The 17,987-nt window shown below is 50.5% G+C and carries 1 protein-coding gene; it reads left to right on the top strand.

Annotation, left to right across the window (positions count from 1 at the left end; genetic code table 11):
- Positions 1-493: 493 nt before the first annotated feature.
- Positions 494-17,926 (top strand): MopE-related protein, encoded by a 17,433-nt coding sequence (locus tag ACO08K_RS30290; protein WP_421800249.1) that lies wholly within the window; start codon positions 494-496, stop codon positions 17,924-17,926.
- The last annotated feature ends 61 nt before the right edge of the window (positions 17,927-17,987 follow it).

The following is a 17,987-nucleotide window of genomic DNA, read 5'->3' as shown; positions in this document are numbered from 1 at the left end:
CCTTTATACAAATTATCTTTGATGTCTCTGAAGAATAGAGACAACCACAGTTGAAAAACAATATCTGTAAGTCCTTTCTGTGCGATAATCGAATCGTTGAGTGATAGTGGACCTACTTCTTGAAGAAACTAATTTGCGTAACGCTTTACTTGAGACGACCTACAACCTAGTAATCACCTGAAATTTATTGCTATGCACTGATTGGCAGTGCATAATGACGTGTTTGTTAATTGCACTTTTAAGCGTAAGTAGCAATAACTGTGAACTATTCTTGATGCTAACATAAAACAAATCATGAAAAATACCTTTACTCAGTGGCCTCCTGCTTTCAACCCCATTCACCTCCGGGATCACCTTTCAGGAAAACCCAATTCCTCCAAGCTTTATTATTCATGATTTCAATCGGTGGATTTTACCACACAATTTGACTTGGCGCGATTTCTTGCTGCTGCCATAGAACAATCCTAGACTTAAAGTCAAACCTTACTTACTCATGAAAGTTAAGTTCCGCCTTTTCCCTCTTTTTGCCGTAATGTTGGCCTTTTTGGCCACCACCTCCTTCGCTCAGAAAAAGGACTGGTTGCTCAAAATGCAGGACCCAAATGTGAACTTTTGGGAACTGCAAAAAGGGTTTAACGACTACTGGAAAAACCGCACCGATTACAAATCTAACGGCTATAAGGTATTCAAACGCTGGGAATACATCAACGAGTTGCGCGCAGCACCCAATGGAAAATTGCCCGATCCTGCTCAAGTGATGAGGGAATATAGGCGGTACATGACAGATGCGTCACAACTTAGATCCGCCTCTGGTACATGGAATATCGTGGGCCCACAGGGGTATCCAACCAACAACACTGGCCAACCAACCGGCAAAGGCCGCGTGAATGCCATCGCCTTTCATCCCAGCGATGCCAATACCATATTCCTTGGCTCGCCTTCTGGCGGCATCTGGAAAAGCACCAACGGAGGTGCAAACTGGGCTAGCCTTTCGTCCAATATGCCCTATCTGGGCGTGTCGTCGATACTGATTCACCCCACCAACCCCAACATCATTTACATTGGCACTGGTGACCGCGACGCAAACGACGCACCAGGTGTAGGAGTCTACAAAAGTACGGATGGAGGCTTGACCTGGGCTACAGCAAATATTGGCATGGGAAATGTCACTGTTGGTCAATTATTGATGCACCCATCGAATACCAATATCCTCATTGCTGCGACTAAATCGGGGATTTATAAGTCTAACAATGCAGGGGCCAGCTGGTCTTTGCGGCAGACTGGAGACTTTCGAGATATCAAGTTCAAACCAGGTGACCCGACGGTCATGTATGCTACCCAACTGATTACACCTGCACAATTTTATCGGTCTACGACTACTGGCGACAGCTGGATCCAGGTAAGCACCCCTACCTCTGGTGTAGGCTCCCGTATGGTTATTGGCGTTACGCCTGATAACCCAAGTGCTGTTTACCTGTTGCAGATTGATGATGTTGACGATATTTTCAAAGCGCTGCTCCGCTCTGACGACAGTGGCCTGACCTTCACTTCGCAATCAAACTCGCCCAACATCCTCGGTTATAAATGTGATGGTAGTGATAACGCAAGTCAGGCTACCTATGACTTGTGCATCGAAGTAGACCCAAGTGATGAAGATGTGTTGTATGTGGGTGGGATAAATACCTGGAAAAGTACGAATCGCGGTGTCACCTGGACGCCTTTAACTCACTGGGTTGGCAGCGCATTTGCTCCTGGAGACCCTACCGCAAACTGTGGTGCTTCCGTTCATGCTGATCACCACGTCTTTGTTTGGTCACCACACCATAGCCCAGCACGTCTTTTTCTAGGCGGCGACGGCGGCATTCATTACACCCCAAACGGAGGCGTCACCTGGGTGGAAATTTCCAATGATTTATCGACTGGCCAGGTTTACAAAATCGGCCAAAGCGCCCATAATGCCAACACCATTTCTGCTGGTTTTCAAGACAACGGTACTTCGGCAACCAGTAATGGAGGTGCTACATTTACCACCATCGGCGGTGGTGACGGTACGGAAAGCGTCATAGACTACTCTAACGCTAATATTTGTTACAAGTCAGGACAGAATGGTGGCCTGAGTAGGTCCTTGTCCGGTATTTTTGGATCCTACTCTTCCTCTTTTATTTCCACCCTCACCGACCCCGTAGCGTTTGTGGCGCCCTATATGTTGCACCGGACAGTGCCGACGACCATGTTTATTGGCCGCGAAAATTTGTGGCGGAGCACGAATGTAACCTCCACGCCCTCCAACACCGTTGTTTGGGAGGCAATCAGTAATTTGGGGGCAGGCCCAACCATACGAGTGCTCGAACAGTCACCAGCTGACCTGAATGTTATGTACGTATCCCGTATTTCTAGCACTACGGGTGTATCGACGCTGCACCGTTCGGATAATCTCAATGCGGCAGCGGCCTCCGTTGCCTGGACGGCGATAACGAAACCAGGAGGCTACACCGTGTCGGACATCAAAGCTCATCCAACTGACCCCAACATTGTGTATGCAACGGCGAATCGTTTTATATACAAGTCCACGGATAAAGGCCTTACCTGGACAAACATTACCAACAACTTGCCCAATCTGTTCATCAACTGCCTGGTATTGGATAAAAATGCCAACGAAGGCATTTACATTGGCAACCAAACTGGGGTGTGGTACAAAAACGCCACCATGACAGACTGGGCCTTGTTTAGTTCTGGCTTGCCACCTGTTGATGTCCGGGAATTGGAGATATACTATGATGCCATAGCCAGCAACAACCGGATCTCGGTTGCTACGTATGGACGAGGTGTTTGGCAGAGTGATCTGGCTGAGGTCAACGTAATCAACCCGTCTAATTTTGTAGCTGCCCCAATCTCTGCCAATCAGATTGACATTAGTTGGGCACTGAACGCTGCGAATAACAATGTAATGATCGCTACCTCTCCAGTCACTACCTTTGGTGTACCAGTCGATGGTACGGCTTACACCGTTGGTGACCCTTTACCAGGTGGCGGTACGGTGATCTATGTGGGGAACCTTACCAGTTTCAGTCATACTGGACTCTTAACGGGAACTAATTATTGTTATAAAATATGGTCGGTCAATGGTAGCAACCTGTATTCGGCTGGGCTGTCCCCCGTTTGTGAAAAGACACTTTCCCACGACTGGACGGGTAATGTAAACACGGACTGGTTTAATGCTGGAAACTGGGGGCCAGGCACTGTGCCCACTGCTAACGATGGTGCATATATTCCGGCTGGCCGGCCCAACTATCCGCTCATCAATGCCACGGGTGCCACTTGCTTTCACCTGACTATTGAGTCTGGCGCATCCCTTAGTATGGACGCTATAACCGAATACACCTTGCAAGTGACCGGGGACTGGACGAACAATGGTACCTTCACGCGAGGCATAGGTAAGGTACAGTTCAATGGAACCAACGACTTACAGACCATCAAGGGATCATCAGCTACTGCATTCCATATTTTGAGTGTGGACAAGGGTGCTCAAAGCAAAATACTTGAGGCAAAATCTATCATTTCCTTGCACGCGACCACCAACCCACTAGACTTGTTTGCAGGTACTTTCAAACTTTCGAGTGCTTCCACGATCACACCTTTTACCACCGCTGCTGGAGCCGACTTCGATGGTTTTATGGGGCTTTGGAACAATGGGGGTACCATTAATCCCGGCAACTTCGGCTGGTCGCTTAACCCTGGCTTTTTGCGGATATCTGCAGGCACAGTCAACGTAGGCACCAGTTCGGGCAATAGCATCACTTATCTCAACGGCGGAACGCTGATCATGGAAGGGGGGGCATTGAACATCGCCGGGCGTTTTTCACCCAATAGCGGCACTTCAATTGGCACATTCACCCAAACGGGGGGTGTAATTACTATAAATACCGTAGGTTCTACAAGCTCAACCCGCGCAGCATTCGAACTGAATACTGGTGTTCCATTCACGATGAGTGGAGGCACGCTCATCATTCGTAGATCCTCCTCCAATGCAAATGGCGACGTGTTGATTTCTTCCACTACACACAACGTCACTGGCGGCACCATCCAAATCGGTGATGCATCCACACCCGCCAGCCAAACCATCCGCATTAATTCTACCGCGCCGGTGTACAATTTGACAATAAACGCAACCAACTCACCTACGGCCCAATTGCTCAATAGCTTGACGGTTAAAAACGACCTTACCATTTCTGGCGGCACCTTGAACACCAACAGCCTGAATTTAAATATCGGTGGCCACTGGACGAATAGCGGGACTTTTACGCCTGGAACAGGCACTGTGACCTTCAATGGCGTGGCCAATCAAAACCTCGGGGGCAGCACGGCTACCACCTTTAACAATCTGACTATGAATAATGCCGCCGGGCTTACCCTGAGCGGCAGCGTGAATACAAGCGTGAACGGAATACTCAACCTGACTGCAGGAGTGATTACTACCGGAAACAATAAGGTGATCATTCCTTCGACAGGCTCTGTAAGCAGAACTTCAGGGCATATTTTTGGTAAATTGCAGAAAAACGTTGCTACTGGTTCCGGTATTAGCCGCATTTTCGAAATCGGAGACGCTACTTCTACCAATTACACTCCGGCAATGTTGACCTTTGCTTCTGTTTCGACTGCTGGTGACCTTACTGCTCAAGTAATCACGGGTGATCATCCACAAATTGCATCAGCTACGTTGACCGCCTCCAAAAGTGTGAACCGTTACTGGTCGATCAACAATTCAGGAACGGCGTTTTCAACCTACGATGCAGTATTCAATTTTTTGACCGCTGACCTCGATCCCTCAGTCAATACTTCCGCGCTCATCAGCGGAAAATTCGATACCCCCAACTGGACTTACCCTACCCTTGGAACCCGCAGCGCAAACAGCACTCAAATTACCGGGGTTACGGCGTTCAGCGATTTCCAACTGGCTGAGCCTTGTACGACCACCTACTATGCAGATGCAGACGGGGACGGATTCGGCAATTCTGCAGCAAGTCAGCTGGCTTGTAGTCAACCTAGTGGCTATGTAACAGATAACACAGACTGTGACGACAACGATCCTTTGGAAAAACCGGGTCAAGTATGGTACGCAGATGTGGACAACGACGGCTACTCCAGCGGAACGACTTTGACCCAATGCCTGCGTCCAGTAGGTTACAAAGTAGCCAGCGAATTAAGCGCTACGACCGGGGATTGCAATGACAATAACGCATTGGAAAAACCGGGCCAAGTGTGGTACAAAGACTCCGACAATGATGCTTATGCCCAAACTGGCGCAGCTACCATTACGCAATGCCTACGTCCGGTCGGCTACAAATTAGTGACTGAATTATTGGCTAGTAGTGGCGATTGCAACGACAACGATGCAGCAATTAAACCGGGTGCTACTGAAATTTGTGATGGAATTGATAATGACTGTGATGGCAACATTGATGGCCCATCTGTTTGCCCCGATTATACCATCACGACTACTGCCGGTACCATTGTCATTACTGATCTGTCAGGCAATGGCGAAACGTTGAACATTTCTGAAAATGGCGGCAATATCCGTTTTGTTACCACACCCAATACCAGAACCTATTCTATTGATGGTGGAGCAATCACCGCTTTCAGTACCCCAGCGGATGTGGCGCTTTCCGGTGCTACCAGCATCGTAGTAAACACCGAAGCGGGCAATGACATTATCAATGTAGCCGCATTTTCAGCCAATCTACCCAGCCTGACCATTAACGGTGGTACAGGTGATGACCAGGTGAGAATGAACGGCGACATTACCTTCGCTGCCAATGCCAACCTGGATGTGGATTTGCAAAACGATGATGCCAACCCTGGCTCCGATCAGGTTTCCTTTACAAACAATGCCAATATAATGCTCTTAGGCACCGGTGCCGCTGTAGTAAAAGCGAGCCGCAACATCACCTTTAGCAATGGCACTGCTTCACTCGAAACCGTCAACGGCAACCTTACCCTGGAAGCCAATCAGCAGGCTACTGCCACTACAGGTGACTTTGTCGGGATATCGATCGCTGGCGCTACCGTACGGGTCAATGGCACAGGAACCCTGACGGTCAAAGGCAAAAGTGGCAACGACTCTGTAATCAACCAATATGGAGTACTTGTACAAAATGGAGGATTGATCAGTGGCGGTACCAGCGCTACTGCTACCATACAAGGCTCAGTGGGCGCTGCATCAGCTAACGCCAATATTGGTGTGTACGTGACGGGTACCAATGCACGCATCACCTCTTTGGGTGGGAATGTCTCGGTTGTGGGCCTCGGAGGAAGTACGGGTGCCACCTCCACTTGTATGGGGGTAAGCGTGACCACGAATGCCAGCATCACTGCAGGTAGCAGTGGCACTGTGACCGTGAGTGGTACGGGTGGCGCAGGCACAGGTAACTTTAATGCAGGGGTTTATGTAGCAGGTTCGGCAAATACTTTTATTACATCCTCAGGTGGAAATGTGAGTGTAACCGGAGTCGGTGGTGGCACTGGCTCAGGGAACAACAATTACGGTATTTGGATGGAATTGAGTGGCACCATTACCGCTGGCGGCAGCGGTACGGTATCGGTAAGCGGACAGGGTGGAGGCAGTACAGGAGGTAGCAATAGTGGTATAAGAATGGCAAACACCGGTACTCAGATTACCTCAAGTGGAGGCAATATAAGTGTAACGGGCATCGAAGGTAACGGGGCAAATAGCATTGGCTTCAGCAGTTTTTCTTCGGCTGGACTCACTACGGCTACCAATGGTGGAAACATAACACTCATTGCCAACAGTATAGGGTTGGGTGGCGTCATCAGCACGCAGGCATCAGGAAGTACCACTATACGCCCATACAGCAACAACGTAGCCATCAACCTCGGCACGAGCACCAATACCATCGGTGGGCCGCTAGGGCTAAGTGATACGGAACTAGACCAAATTACTACGGGGACCCTCATCATCGGCAATTCCAATAGTGGTAACATCACGGTTTCAGCGGCTATTTCCCGTCCTGTGAGCACCGATGTGCAGCTTGTTAGTGGTGGCGACGTCCTCATCAGCGACGGTGGATTCAACACCAACGGAGGTACAATGCTACTCGACCCCGGCACTTCCCCTGCGGCAGTAAAACCTACTTTCAACGGCACGGATGTTACAGTAAGCGCCCTTTCTTTTGCCAGTGATTTAAGCATCGCCATCAACGGAACAACTCCAGGTAATGGTACAGGCAGTACTTATTCCCAGCTCAATGTAGTGGGAACAGTAGATCTTACAGGCGTGGATTTGCTCTTTACGGGCTCTTATGTTCCTACCGGAGGTGAAACATTCACCATTGTGGAAAATGACGGCAGTGATGCCATCACCGGTACATTTACAGGCTTGGCCAACGGAGCAACACTTTCCAATTTCCGAGGAAGTGGATTAAATGCAACCATTAGTTATGTAGGTGGATCGGATAATGACGTGGTAATAACGGTGATCAATAATGTCGTTTGTTATGCAGATACTGACGGCGATGGATACGGCGACCCCAGCAACAGCATGACTTTTAGTGGTAGCTGTGGCACAGGTTTTGTATCTAACAACACCGACTGTGACGATAACGACCCCTTGGAAAAACCAGGCCAGACCTGGTACGCTGACGTAGACAACGATGGCTATTCCAGTGGCACGACCTTGACCCAATGTCTACGTCCAGTAGGCTACAAAGTAGCTTCCGAACTGACGGCGACGAACGGGGATTGCAACGACAACAACAGTGCGATCAAACCTGGTGCGACCGAAATTTGTGACGGTATTGACAACAACTGCAATGGCAGCACCGACGAAGGCGTCCTGACGACCTACTACGCCGATGCAGACAATGATGGTTTTGGCAACCCCGCGGCAAGCCAACAAGCGTGCAGCCAACCCAGCGGTTACGTGACCGACAACACCGATTGCGATGACAATGATGCTTTGGAAAAACCAGGCCAGACCTGGTACGCCGACGTAGACAACGACGGTTACTCCAGCGGTACCTCTGCGGTACAGTGTCTGCGGCCCACGGGCTACAAAACCGCCTCTGAACTGACGGCAACCTCTGGTGATTGCAACGACAATGTCGGCAGCATCAATCCAGGAGCTACCGAGATTTGCGACAGCATCGACAACAACTGCAATGGCTCTACGGACGAAGGTGTCACCACGACCTATTATGCGGATGCAGACAATGATGGCTTTGGTAACCCGGCAGTAAGCCAACAAGCTTGTAGCCAACCCAGTGGTTATGTAACCAACAATACGGATTGTGATGATAACGATGCTCTGGAAAAACCCGGCCAAATCTGGTACGCAGATGCGGACAACGACGGTTATTCCAGTGGCACAACCTTGACCCAATGCCTGCGCCCAGCGGGCTACAAAGCAGTTTCCGAACTGACGGCGACGAGCGGGGATTGCGATGACAACAACTTTGCGATCAAACCCAGCGCGACGGAAATTTGTGACGGTATTGACAACAACTGCAATGGCAGCACCGACGAAGGTGTCACCACAACTTACTATGCGGACGTAGACAATGATGGTTTTGGCAATCCAGCAGTGAGCCAGCAAGCTTGTAGCCAGCCAGTCGGTTACGTGACGGACAATACCGACTGCGATGATAACGATGCTTTGGAAAAACCAGGCCAGACCTGGTACGCCGACGTAGACAACGACGGTTATTCCAGTGGTACCTCTGCGGTACAGTGTCTGCGGCCCACAGGCTATAAAACTGCCTCTGAACTGACGGCAACCTCTGGTGATTGCAACGACAATGTCGGCAGCATCAACCCAGGAGCTACCGAGGTTTGTGACGGCATCGACAACAACTGCAATGGCAGCACCGACGAAGGTGGCCTAACCACTTATTATGCTGATGCTGACAATGATGGCTTTGGCAACCCAGCGGGAAGCCAACAAGCTTGCAGCCAACCTAGCGGTTATGTGACCAACAATACCGACTGCGACGACAACGATGCTTTGGAAAAACCCGGTCAAGTTTGGTATGCCGATGTAGACAACGATGGCTATTCCAGCGGTATGACCCTGACCCAATGCCTGCGTCCAGTGGGCTACAAAGTAGCTTCCGAACTGACGGCGATTAGCGGCGATTGCAACGATAACAACTTTGCGATCAAACCCAGCGCTATAGAAATTTGTGATGGCATCGACAACAACTGCAACGGCAGCACCGACGAAGGTGTAACCACGACCTATTATGCGGATGCTGATAATGACGGCTTCGGCAACCCTGCAGTGAGTCAACAAGCCTGTAGCCAATCCAGCGGTTATGTCACGAGCAATACCGATTGTGACGACAATGATGCCCTGGAAAAACCGGGACAGACTTGGTACAAAGACACCGACAACGATGGCTATGCTCAAACCGGGGCGGCAACCCTTACCCAGTGCCTACGCCCCTTGGGTTACAAGACAGCTTCTGAACTGACGGCAACATCGGGCGATTGCAATGATAACAATACTGCCATTTCTCCTGGTGCTACCGAAATCTGTGATGGCATCGACAACAATTGTGATGGCACTATAGATGGCCCATCAGTTTGTCCAGATTACACCATTACGACCACTGCTGGTGCCATCGTTATTACTGATGTGGCAGGCAATGGCGAGACGCTCACGGTCAGTGAAAATGGCTCCAACATCCGGTTCAACGCGACTGGACGCACTTACTCCCTGGACGGAGGACTTACCATGAATCTCCCCGTGGATGTAGCCCTTGCGGGTGCTAGCTCCATTACAGTCAATACTGCAGCGGGCAACGATAACATCAATATTGGCGCTTTTACCGCCAACCTACCCACTCTGACCATCAATGGTGGTTTGGGTGATGACCAAGTGAGTTTCAATGGCGACATCAGCTTCGCCGCCAATGCTAACCTGGATGTAGATTTGCAAAACGATGATGCCATCCCTGGTGTCGACGCCTTAGCGGTAGCGACCAACGCCAATCTGCTGCTCTCCGGAACAGGTACCGTTACAGTTAAGGTGAGTAAAAACGTGACACTGGGGGGTAATAGTAGCATTGAAACTGAGAATGGGAACTTAGGTATAGAAGCCAATCAACAAACTGTGGCGAGTACTGGCTATTTCACTGGCATCAACGTGCTCAACGGAGCAATGGTCCGCTCGATCAATGGCACCGTCTTACTAACTGGTCGCGGCGGTACAGACAGCAATGGACTCCAGTATGGTATCCAAAACATGGGCGCAATCGCTACCACGGGCACAGGTAACCTCCTATTGCAGGGTACTGGTGGACCCTCTGGCAATGACAACGACGGCGTACGAAATGTAGGCACCATCTCGGCTACAAGCAGTGGTAACATCCAGATCACGGGTTTCTCGCCTACTAGTGCGGCTTCCGAGGCTTTTGCCAATCAGCCCGGTGGAACAGTCACTACAACGGCGGGTGATATTACAGTATATGGGGACATCGTTTATTTAGATCCTACTTCTTCGGTTGCGGCGGGTACAAATAAGGTTACCATCGTACCAATAACTGGTGGCCGAAACATTAATTTAGGTTCCGAGGATACCGCTACACGACTTGGCTTGACCGATGCAGAACTAGACCGCATCACTGCGGGTACTTTGATCATCGGCAATGCTAGCAGTGGTGCGATAACGGTGAGTGCCAATATTACCCGATCAGCAGCCACCAATCTGCAACTCATCAGCAACAGCGATGTGGCTATCGAGGGTGGCGGCATCAATGCTGCGGGTGGAACAGTATTTCTCGATCCGGGAGCCTCTCCGGCAGCGGTCAAACCAACTTTCACCGGCACGGATGTTACAGCCAGCACACTTTCTTTTGGTAGCGACTTGGCGATTGTCATCAACGGCACTACGCCGGGTTCAGGGTACAACCAATTGACCGTTTCTGGTGTGGTAAACCTCTCCGGTGTGGAGCTCAAACTCAGCGGAACCCACAGCCCTGCCAATGGACAAAGCTTCACCATCGTGGACAACGACGGCAGCGCAGATGCCATAGTGGGTACGTTTACCGGACTTGCTCAAGGGGCTACCATTACCAACTTTCTTGGGAGCAACTTTAATGCAACCATTTCCTACACTGGCGGCGACGGCAACGACGTTGTGCTGACGATGATCGATAATGTTGTTTGTTATGCGGATACCGACAACGACGGATATGGTGACCCCAACAACAGTATGACTTTTAGTGGAAGTTGTGGTACAGGTTTTGTGTCCAATAATACCGATTGCAATGACAACAACGCTGCGATCAACCCAGGAGCTACCGAAATCTGCGACGGCATTGACAACAACTGTAATGGTTCCATCGACGAAGGTGTCACCACGACCTATTATGCGGATGCGGATAATGATGGTTTTGGTAACCCAGCGGTAAGCCAACAGGCTTGCAGCCAGCCAGCTGGTTATGTCACCAACAATACGGATTGTGATGATAATGACGCTTTGGAAAAACCAGGCCAGACCTGGTACGCCGACGTAGACAACGACGGTTATTCCAGCGGTACCACTGCGGTACAGTGTCTGCGGCCCACGGGCTATAAAACCGCCTCTGAACTGACGGCAACTTCTGGCGATTGCAACGACAATGTCGGCAGCATCAACCCAGGAGCTACCGAAATTTGCGACAGCATCGACAACAACTGCAACGGCTCTACGGATGAAGGTGGCCTGACCACTTATTATGCGGATGCGGATAACGATGGCTTTGGTAATCCAGCGGTAAGCCAACAAGCCTGTAGCCAACCTAGCGGTTATGTAACCAATAACACGGATTGTGATGATAACGATGCTCTGGAAAAACCCGGCCAAATCTGGTATGCGGATGTGGACAACGACGGTTATTCCAGCGGCACGACCTTGACTCAGTGCCTACGCCCAGTGGGCTACAAAGTAGCTTCCGAATTGACGGCAACGAGTGGCGATTGCAATGACAACGACTTTGCGATCAAACCCAGCGCGACCGAAATCTGTGACGGCATCGACAACAACTGCAACGGCTCTACGGACGAAGGTGTGACCACGACCTACTACGCCGATGCAGACAACGATGGCTTTGGTAACGCTGCAGTAAGCCAACAAGCTTGTAGCCAGCCAGCTGGTTACGTCACCAACAACACCGATTGTGATGACAACGATGCTCTGGAAAAACCCGGCCAAATCTGGTATGCGGATGTGGACAACGACGGTTATTCCAGCGGCACGACCTTGACTCAGTGCCTACGCCCAGTGGGCTACAAAGTAGCTTCCGAATTGACGGCAACGAGTGGCGATTGCAATGACAACAACTTTGCAATCAAACCCAGCGCGACGGAAATTTGTGATGGCATCGACAACAACTGCAACGGCTCTACCGACGAAGGTGGCCTAACCACTTATTATGCCGACGCAGACAATGATGGCTTTGGTAACCCAGCGGTAAGCCAACAAGCCTGCAGCCAGTCAGCCGGCTACGTCACCAACAATACCGATTGTGATGACAATGATGCCTTGGAAAAACCCGGTCAAATCTGGTATGCCGATGTAGACAACGATGGCTATTCCAGCGGTACAACCTTGACCCAATGCCTGCGCCCTGTAGGCTACAAAGTCGCTTCCGAACTGACGGCGGCGAGTGTCGATTGCAACGACAACAACAATGCGATCAATCCAGGCGCAACGGAAATCTGCGACGGGGTGGACAACAACTGCGATGGCGTGACGGACGAAGGTTGCACCCCACCAATGGTGAGCATCCACGACCCTTGTACTTGTATGAACAACTCGCCACTGATTGAAAATGGCACCACGACCAATGTGGGTACTTTCAGTGAAACGGTGACCATTGAAGGCCCTTCTGGCCAAACCTGGACGATTGTAAGTGTGACAGGATTGTATAGCGACGTCAATGCCACAGTGGCTTATACTGCTGGTGCAACCATTCCTGAAACGGGTGCGGGTACTGGAGTTTTTGACTTATTTGGCTATCACCGCGACGGCCAAGGTTATACCATTTCGGTGACGAATGGTCGAGGTGACACCCTGAGCATCGGCAATACCTGCTATTACCCTGATCCAGTGTTCACGGGCCTTCCCGCGCTGATATCGCCCAATGCGGCACCCTTCACAGTGACGGGTACGGTGGCGAACAATGCAGCAGGAACGGGTACCTTCATTTTGGATGGGAACACCCAATCAGGCGCAGGCGTAGCCCCAACAAAACTGACGATCAACCCTGCGACTTTGTCGGTGGGCACCCATACCTTGGTGTACAGCTTTGATGCTGGAGCACCTGGAGCAGCTAATCCTAACGATCCAGGCTGTGTGCAACAGGTACAACAACGCTTCCGGGTAGCGCACTGCGGCTGCCAGGATGTGACGGTAAGCCTGGATGAAAATTGCCAATTCCTGTTGACCGGTAATCTGGTCTCCGATGTCAATTGCGGCGGGGGCACGGTTCGGGTAATGGACAATGACCCAAGCAACGGCGCTTTGATCGACTGTGCCGGAGTATGGACTTACGGCTTGTTTGACTCCTTTGGCAACATCATTTGCTGGGGTAAGGTAACCGCTGAGGACAAAACGGCACCAGCCTTGGTGTGTGCACCAGCGGATATCACCCTGGATTGCTACGATGTGAACTACGTATTGAACAATCGCCTGACGATTGGTAACGTAGGTGCAATATCTTCGCCACGTCCTGCGGCTACGGGTAGCCAAACCATCAACAATGCGGAAGGTGTAGCAGGAACAGGCGACAATTGCCAATTGGGTCTGGCTCCACCAAGTTTGGTGAATGACAACATCAAAAACCTGGGCTATGCTTACTTTAAGGACAATTGCTACAACTGCGGCTGCCGGATCACTTTGAAATGGAGCGATAAAGTAGAATTCTACTCCTGCGAACAAATGAAAGTCAATGGCGGGTACTACGCAGTGATCTCGCGGGAATGGACCGCTACGGATTGTAATGGCATGCGTAGTTCCTATGTACAAAAGATCAAGTTCACCCGTCCTGCGGTTGATGACTTTGTGTTCAAGGATGCCAATCCAGAAGGCAAATACGATCATGTTGTAGAATACAATTCCTGCACGCCAGATAAGAGTTTGATTAAGAAGGAAGATGTAACTCCATACGTTTGCAGCTACTTCAACACGAGTGCCAACCCACGTTGTTTATTCATCGATCAGGTGGAATGCAACTATTCGATATCGATCAAAGACACCGAGTTCCCAATTTGTGGGGGCAAGGGAGTGAAGATCGATCGGGAGTTGTATGTACTGGATTGGTGTGCTGGTGGTATCGTAGATACCTTCCACATTCTGATCAAGATTGGAGACTTCACGGCACCAACGGTTGAATACGCCCACGGCGCACCTTACGACATTTCCACTGGTCCAATGGACTGCACGGCAGCCATTCCGGTGACTGTTGCGGGGATTAAGACCGCCTTTGGGGTAACGATCAAAGACAATTGCAACCTGGGCAACATCAGTGTGAGTGTGTACACCAAGGATCGTTATGTAAAAGGAATATTGGTATACGAAGGGCCAGCAAGCCCAATTTGTACCCCCCAAGCTCGTGAAGAGGCAGGGGACCTACGTGGGGACAATGATGCCTACCGCTTGGGTGCCTGCGATAAAGACAAAATCTGCTGGGATAAAGTAGAATACGCGGTGATGAACGGCATGATGATCGGACTTCCCGTGGGCAAACACCTGATGGTGATCGATGCCTTCGATGGTTGTTACAATGCCTCCACCACTTGCTTTATCTTCGAGGTCAAGGACAAGATCGCACCAATCATGAAGTGTGACGATGACCTGCATGTAACCTTGAGCAACGCCAATGGCTACACCAATGGATATGCTCAGGTGAGCGCAGCAGACATCGATGAAGGCAGCTGGGACAATTGCAAACTAGCCTGGATTGCGGTACGCCGCAATGTACCGGATGGCTGCGCAGCTAGCTTCATTGCCAAAGGTTACGACACGAACGGCAACGGCAAATTGGATGCATTACCTGCGGATGGTGATGTAAGCAAAGCGGATGGTTTTGACCGCAACGGCGATGGGGACATTGCTGACTTTGGCGAAACCTTCATTCTGAAAGGCGGCAAGTTGATGACACCACTGTTGGATTTCGTAGAGTTCTTCTGCTGCGATTTGACCGAAAGAGTGACAGTTGAATTGTGGGGCGGTGACATCTACGGCAATACGAATTACTGCTGGATGGATCTGCTGATCGAAGACAAAGTGGCACCAACCTGTTTGGCTCCCTGGGATGTGACGATCTACTGCGATGACAAAAACATTGCTTCTATCGATGACAAGTTTGCTTCAGCAAAAATCTTTGGCGATGTGACCATTCCAACGGGCAACGATTGTGCTGCTCTGGATACGACCTATACCACCGAGAAGAAATTGAAGTGTGGCGCAGGTTACATCGACCGCATCTGGACTTTGACCAAACAAACGGCGAAAGGCCCGATCAGCGTGACTTGCAAGCAACGCATCCACATTCTACCTGTCCACGAATACAACATTTGTTTCCCTAAAGACATCAGTACCGATTGCAAAACGCCAATCATCGACACGGTAATCACCGACGAATTGGGCTGCGACATCCTGGCGGTGAATGTACACGACAAACGTTACGATGCCTCGGATGATGAGTGCTACAAGATTTTCCGGACTTACTCGGTGATCAACTGGTGTACTTACGACGATCGTTGTGGTGACCCACTGCTGCAAACCAATGTCTCGATCATCGATCGGGCGGTGTTTGGCAACTATGGCAAGGCACCAATCTACATGTTGGTTCGTGACCGCAAAAACAACCGTCGTGATGGCATCGAAGAGTTCTGGGTTTCCAAGGACCTGGTTGCTGGCAACGCAGACGATATTGACTTTACCGAGGAGGTTCCCTACTGCGAAGTAGCGGGCGAGTTCTACCACAGCTTCATTTACACCCAAATCATCAAGGTGTACGATGACACCCGTCCAGTGGTAACAGGCACCCGTGATACCTTCTGCACGAGCCCAACGGCATGTACTGCAAACATTACCAAGGTGGTGACTTTGAAGGACAACTGTACCGACAAGGTGGAATTGGAGACTCAATTCCTGATGATTGCCCCATTCCAGACTTTGGAAGCCGGCAAGATGATTCTGTACTCGACTCCACGTTGGAGCACGAAGGACTTGGGCAATGGTCAGTTTGAGATCAAGGTAGCGAACCTGCCCGAAGGTACCCACGACTTGATTGTGGTGGGCCGCGACGAATGTGGCAACCTGAGCCTTGCCACCCGGATCCCATTTGTGGTGAAGGATTGTAAGGCTCCAGCGCCAATCTGCATCAACGGCCTCAGCACTGGCATCATGCCCGACGGCAATGGTGGAGGGATGATGGCCGTATGGGCAACGGACTTTGTGGCTTCGAAGATTTATGACTGCAATGGTCAGGGCCCAGAAACGAAGGACGGCCTGAAACTGATTACCAAGTACTCGATCAACCGGGTGGGTCAGCCTGTGAACAAAGACCAAACGGGACTCAACTTCACTTGTGCGGACATCAATAATTCACCAATTTTGGTGGAGTTACACGCTTGGGACGACGCAGGCAACCACGACTTCTGCATCACTTTTGTAGAGTTGATTGACAGCCGTGGCGTGTGCCCAGGTTCAGCAGGCGGAGTGAACATCGCGGGTACGATCAGTACCGAAGGCAATGCCAACCTGCAAGGAGCGAGTATCACCCTGAGCGGTGCTGCTTCGCAAAGTGCAACAACAGCAGCCAACGGTGGCTACTCTTTCGTCAATCTGGCGAAGGGCGGCGACTTCACGGTGACCCCACAACTGGATAAAAACCACCTGAACGGAGTATCTACTTTCGACCTGGTCCTGATCCAAAAGCACATCCTGGGCGTACAGGCTTTGAACAGCCCGTACAAGATGATTGCGGCAGATGCGAACAATTCGAAGACGATCAGTACTTTGGATTTGATTGCCCTGCGCAAGTTGATCCTGAACATCGATACCCATTTTGCGAACAACACGTCTTGGCGTTTTGTGGATGCGAGCTATGTCTTCCCGAACCCAGGTAACCCCTGGTCAACAGCCTTCCCCGAAGTGGTGAGCACCAACGACATTACCAGCAACATGACAGCGAACTTCGTAGCGATCAAAGTGGGGGATGTGAACGCGAGTGCGAGTGTGTCAGGAGCCGCAAGTGCAGAAATCCGCACCAGAGAGGACTTCCAACTCAAGACTCAGGAGCAAAACCTGAAGTCGGGCAATGAATACAAGGTGACGTTCACAGCTGAAGACTTGAAAAACATTCAAGGCTATCAGTTTGCGCTGAATCTGGATCAAAGCGTGATGGAGTTGTTGGACATCGAGTATGGAGTAGCCAAGGCGGAGAACTTTGGGGTGTTCAAAAACGAAGGCATCATCACCACATCGTGGAATAGCAAATACGAGCAAGGGGCATTGTTTACCCTGGTATTGAGAGCCAAAGCGGATGCGAAGTTGAGTTCAACCCTGAGTTTGAACCGCTTGGTATCGCCCGAGGCATATGATCAGAACAACGAGAACCTGGGTATCGCCTTGAGCTTTGAGGGAATCCAGTCCACTGAAGCCTACGAACTCCGTCAAAACATCCCGAACCCCTTCAGCGATGAAACGCTGATTGGGTTCACCTTGCCCAAGGCCTTGAAAGGAACTTTGACGGTGCGAGATGTGAAGGGCGCCACGATTTACAAAGTAGAGGGTAATTATGCCAAGGGCAGTAACCAGGTGACGCTCAAGAAGAGCCAGCTAGGAGCCAGTGGGGTTTTGTACTACACTTTGGAAACAACCGAGTTTACTGCGACGAAGAAGATGGTGATACTGGAGTAAAACAAGTGATTTATTTATAATCATAAAAAATTGCCGCCGTTGGACTGTAAAAGTTCAGCGG

Source organism: Haliscomenobacter sp. (assembly GCF_965225875.1).
Taxonomy (GTDB): domain Bacteria; phylum Bacteroidota; class Bacteroidia; order Chitinophagales; family Saprospiraceae; genus Haliscomenobacter.
The sequence above is the reverse complement of the archived record's forward strand: the minus strand, read 5'-3'. Positions and strand labels throughout refer to the sequence as shown.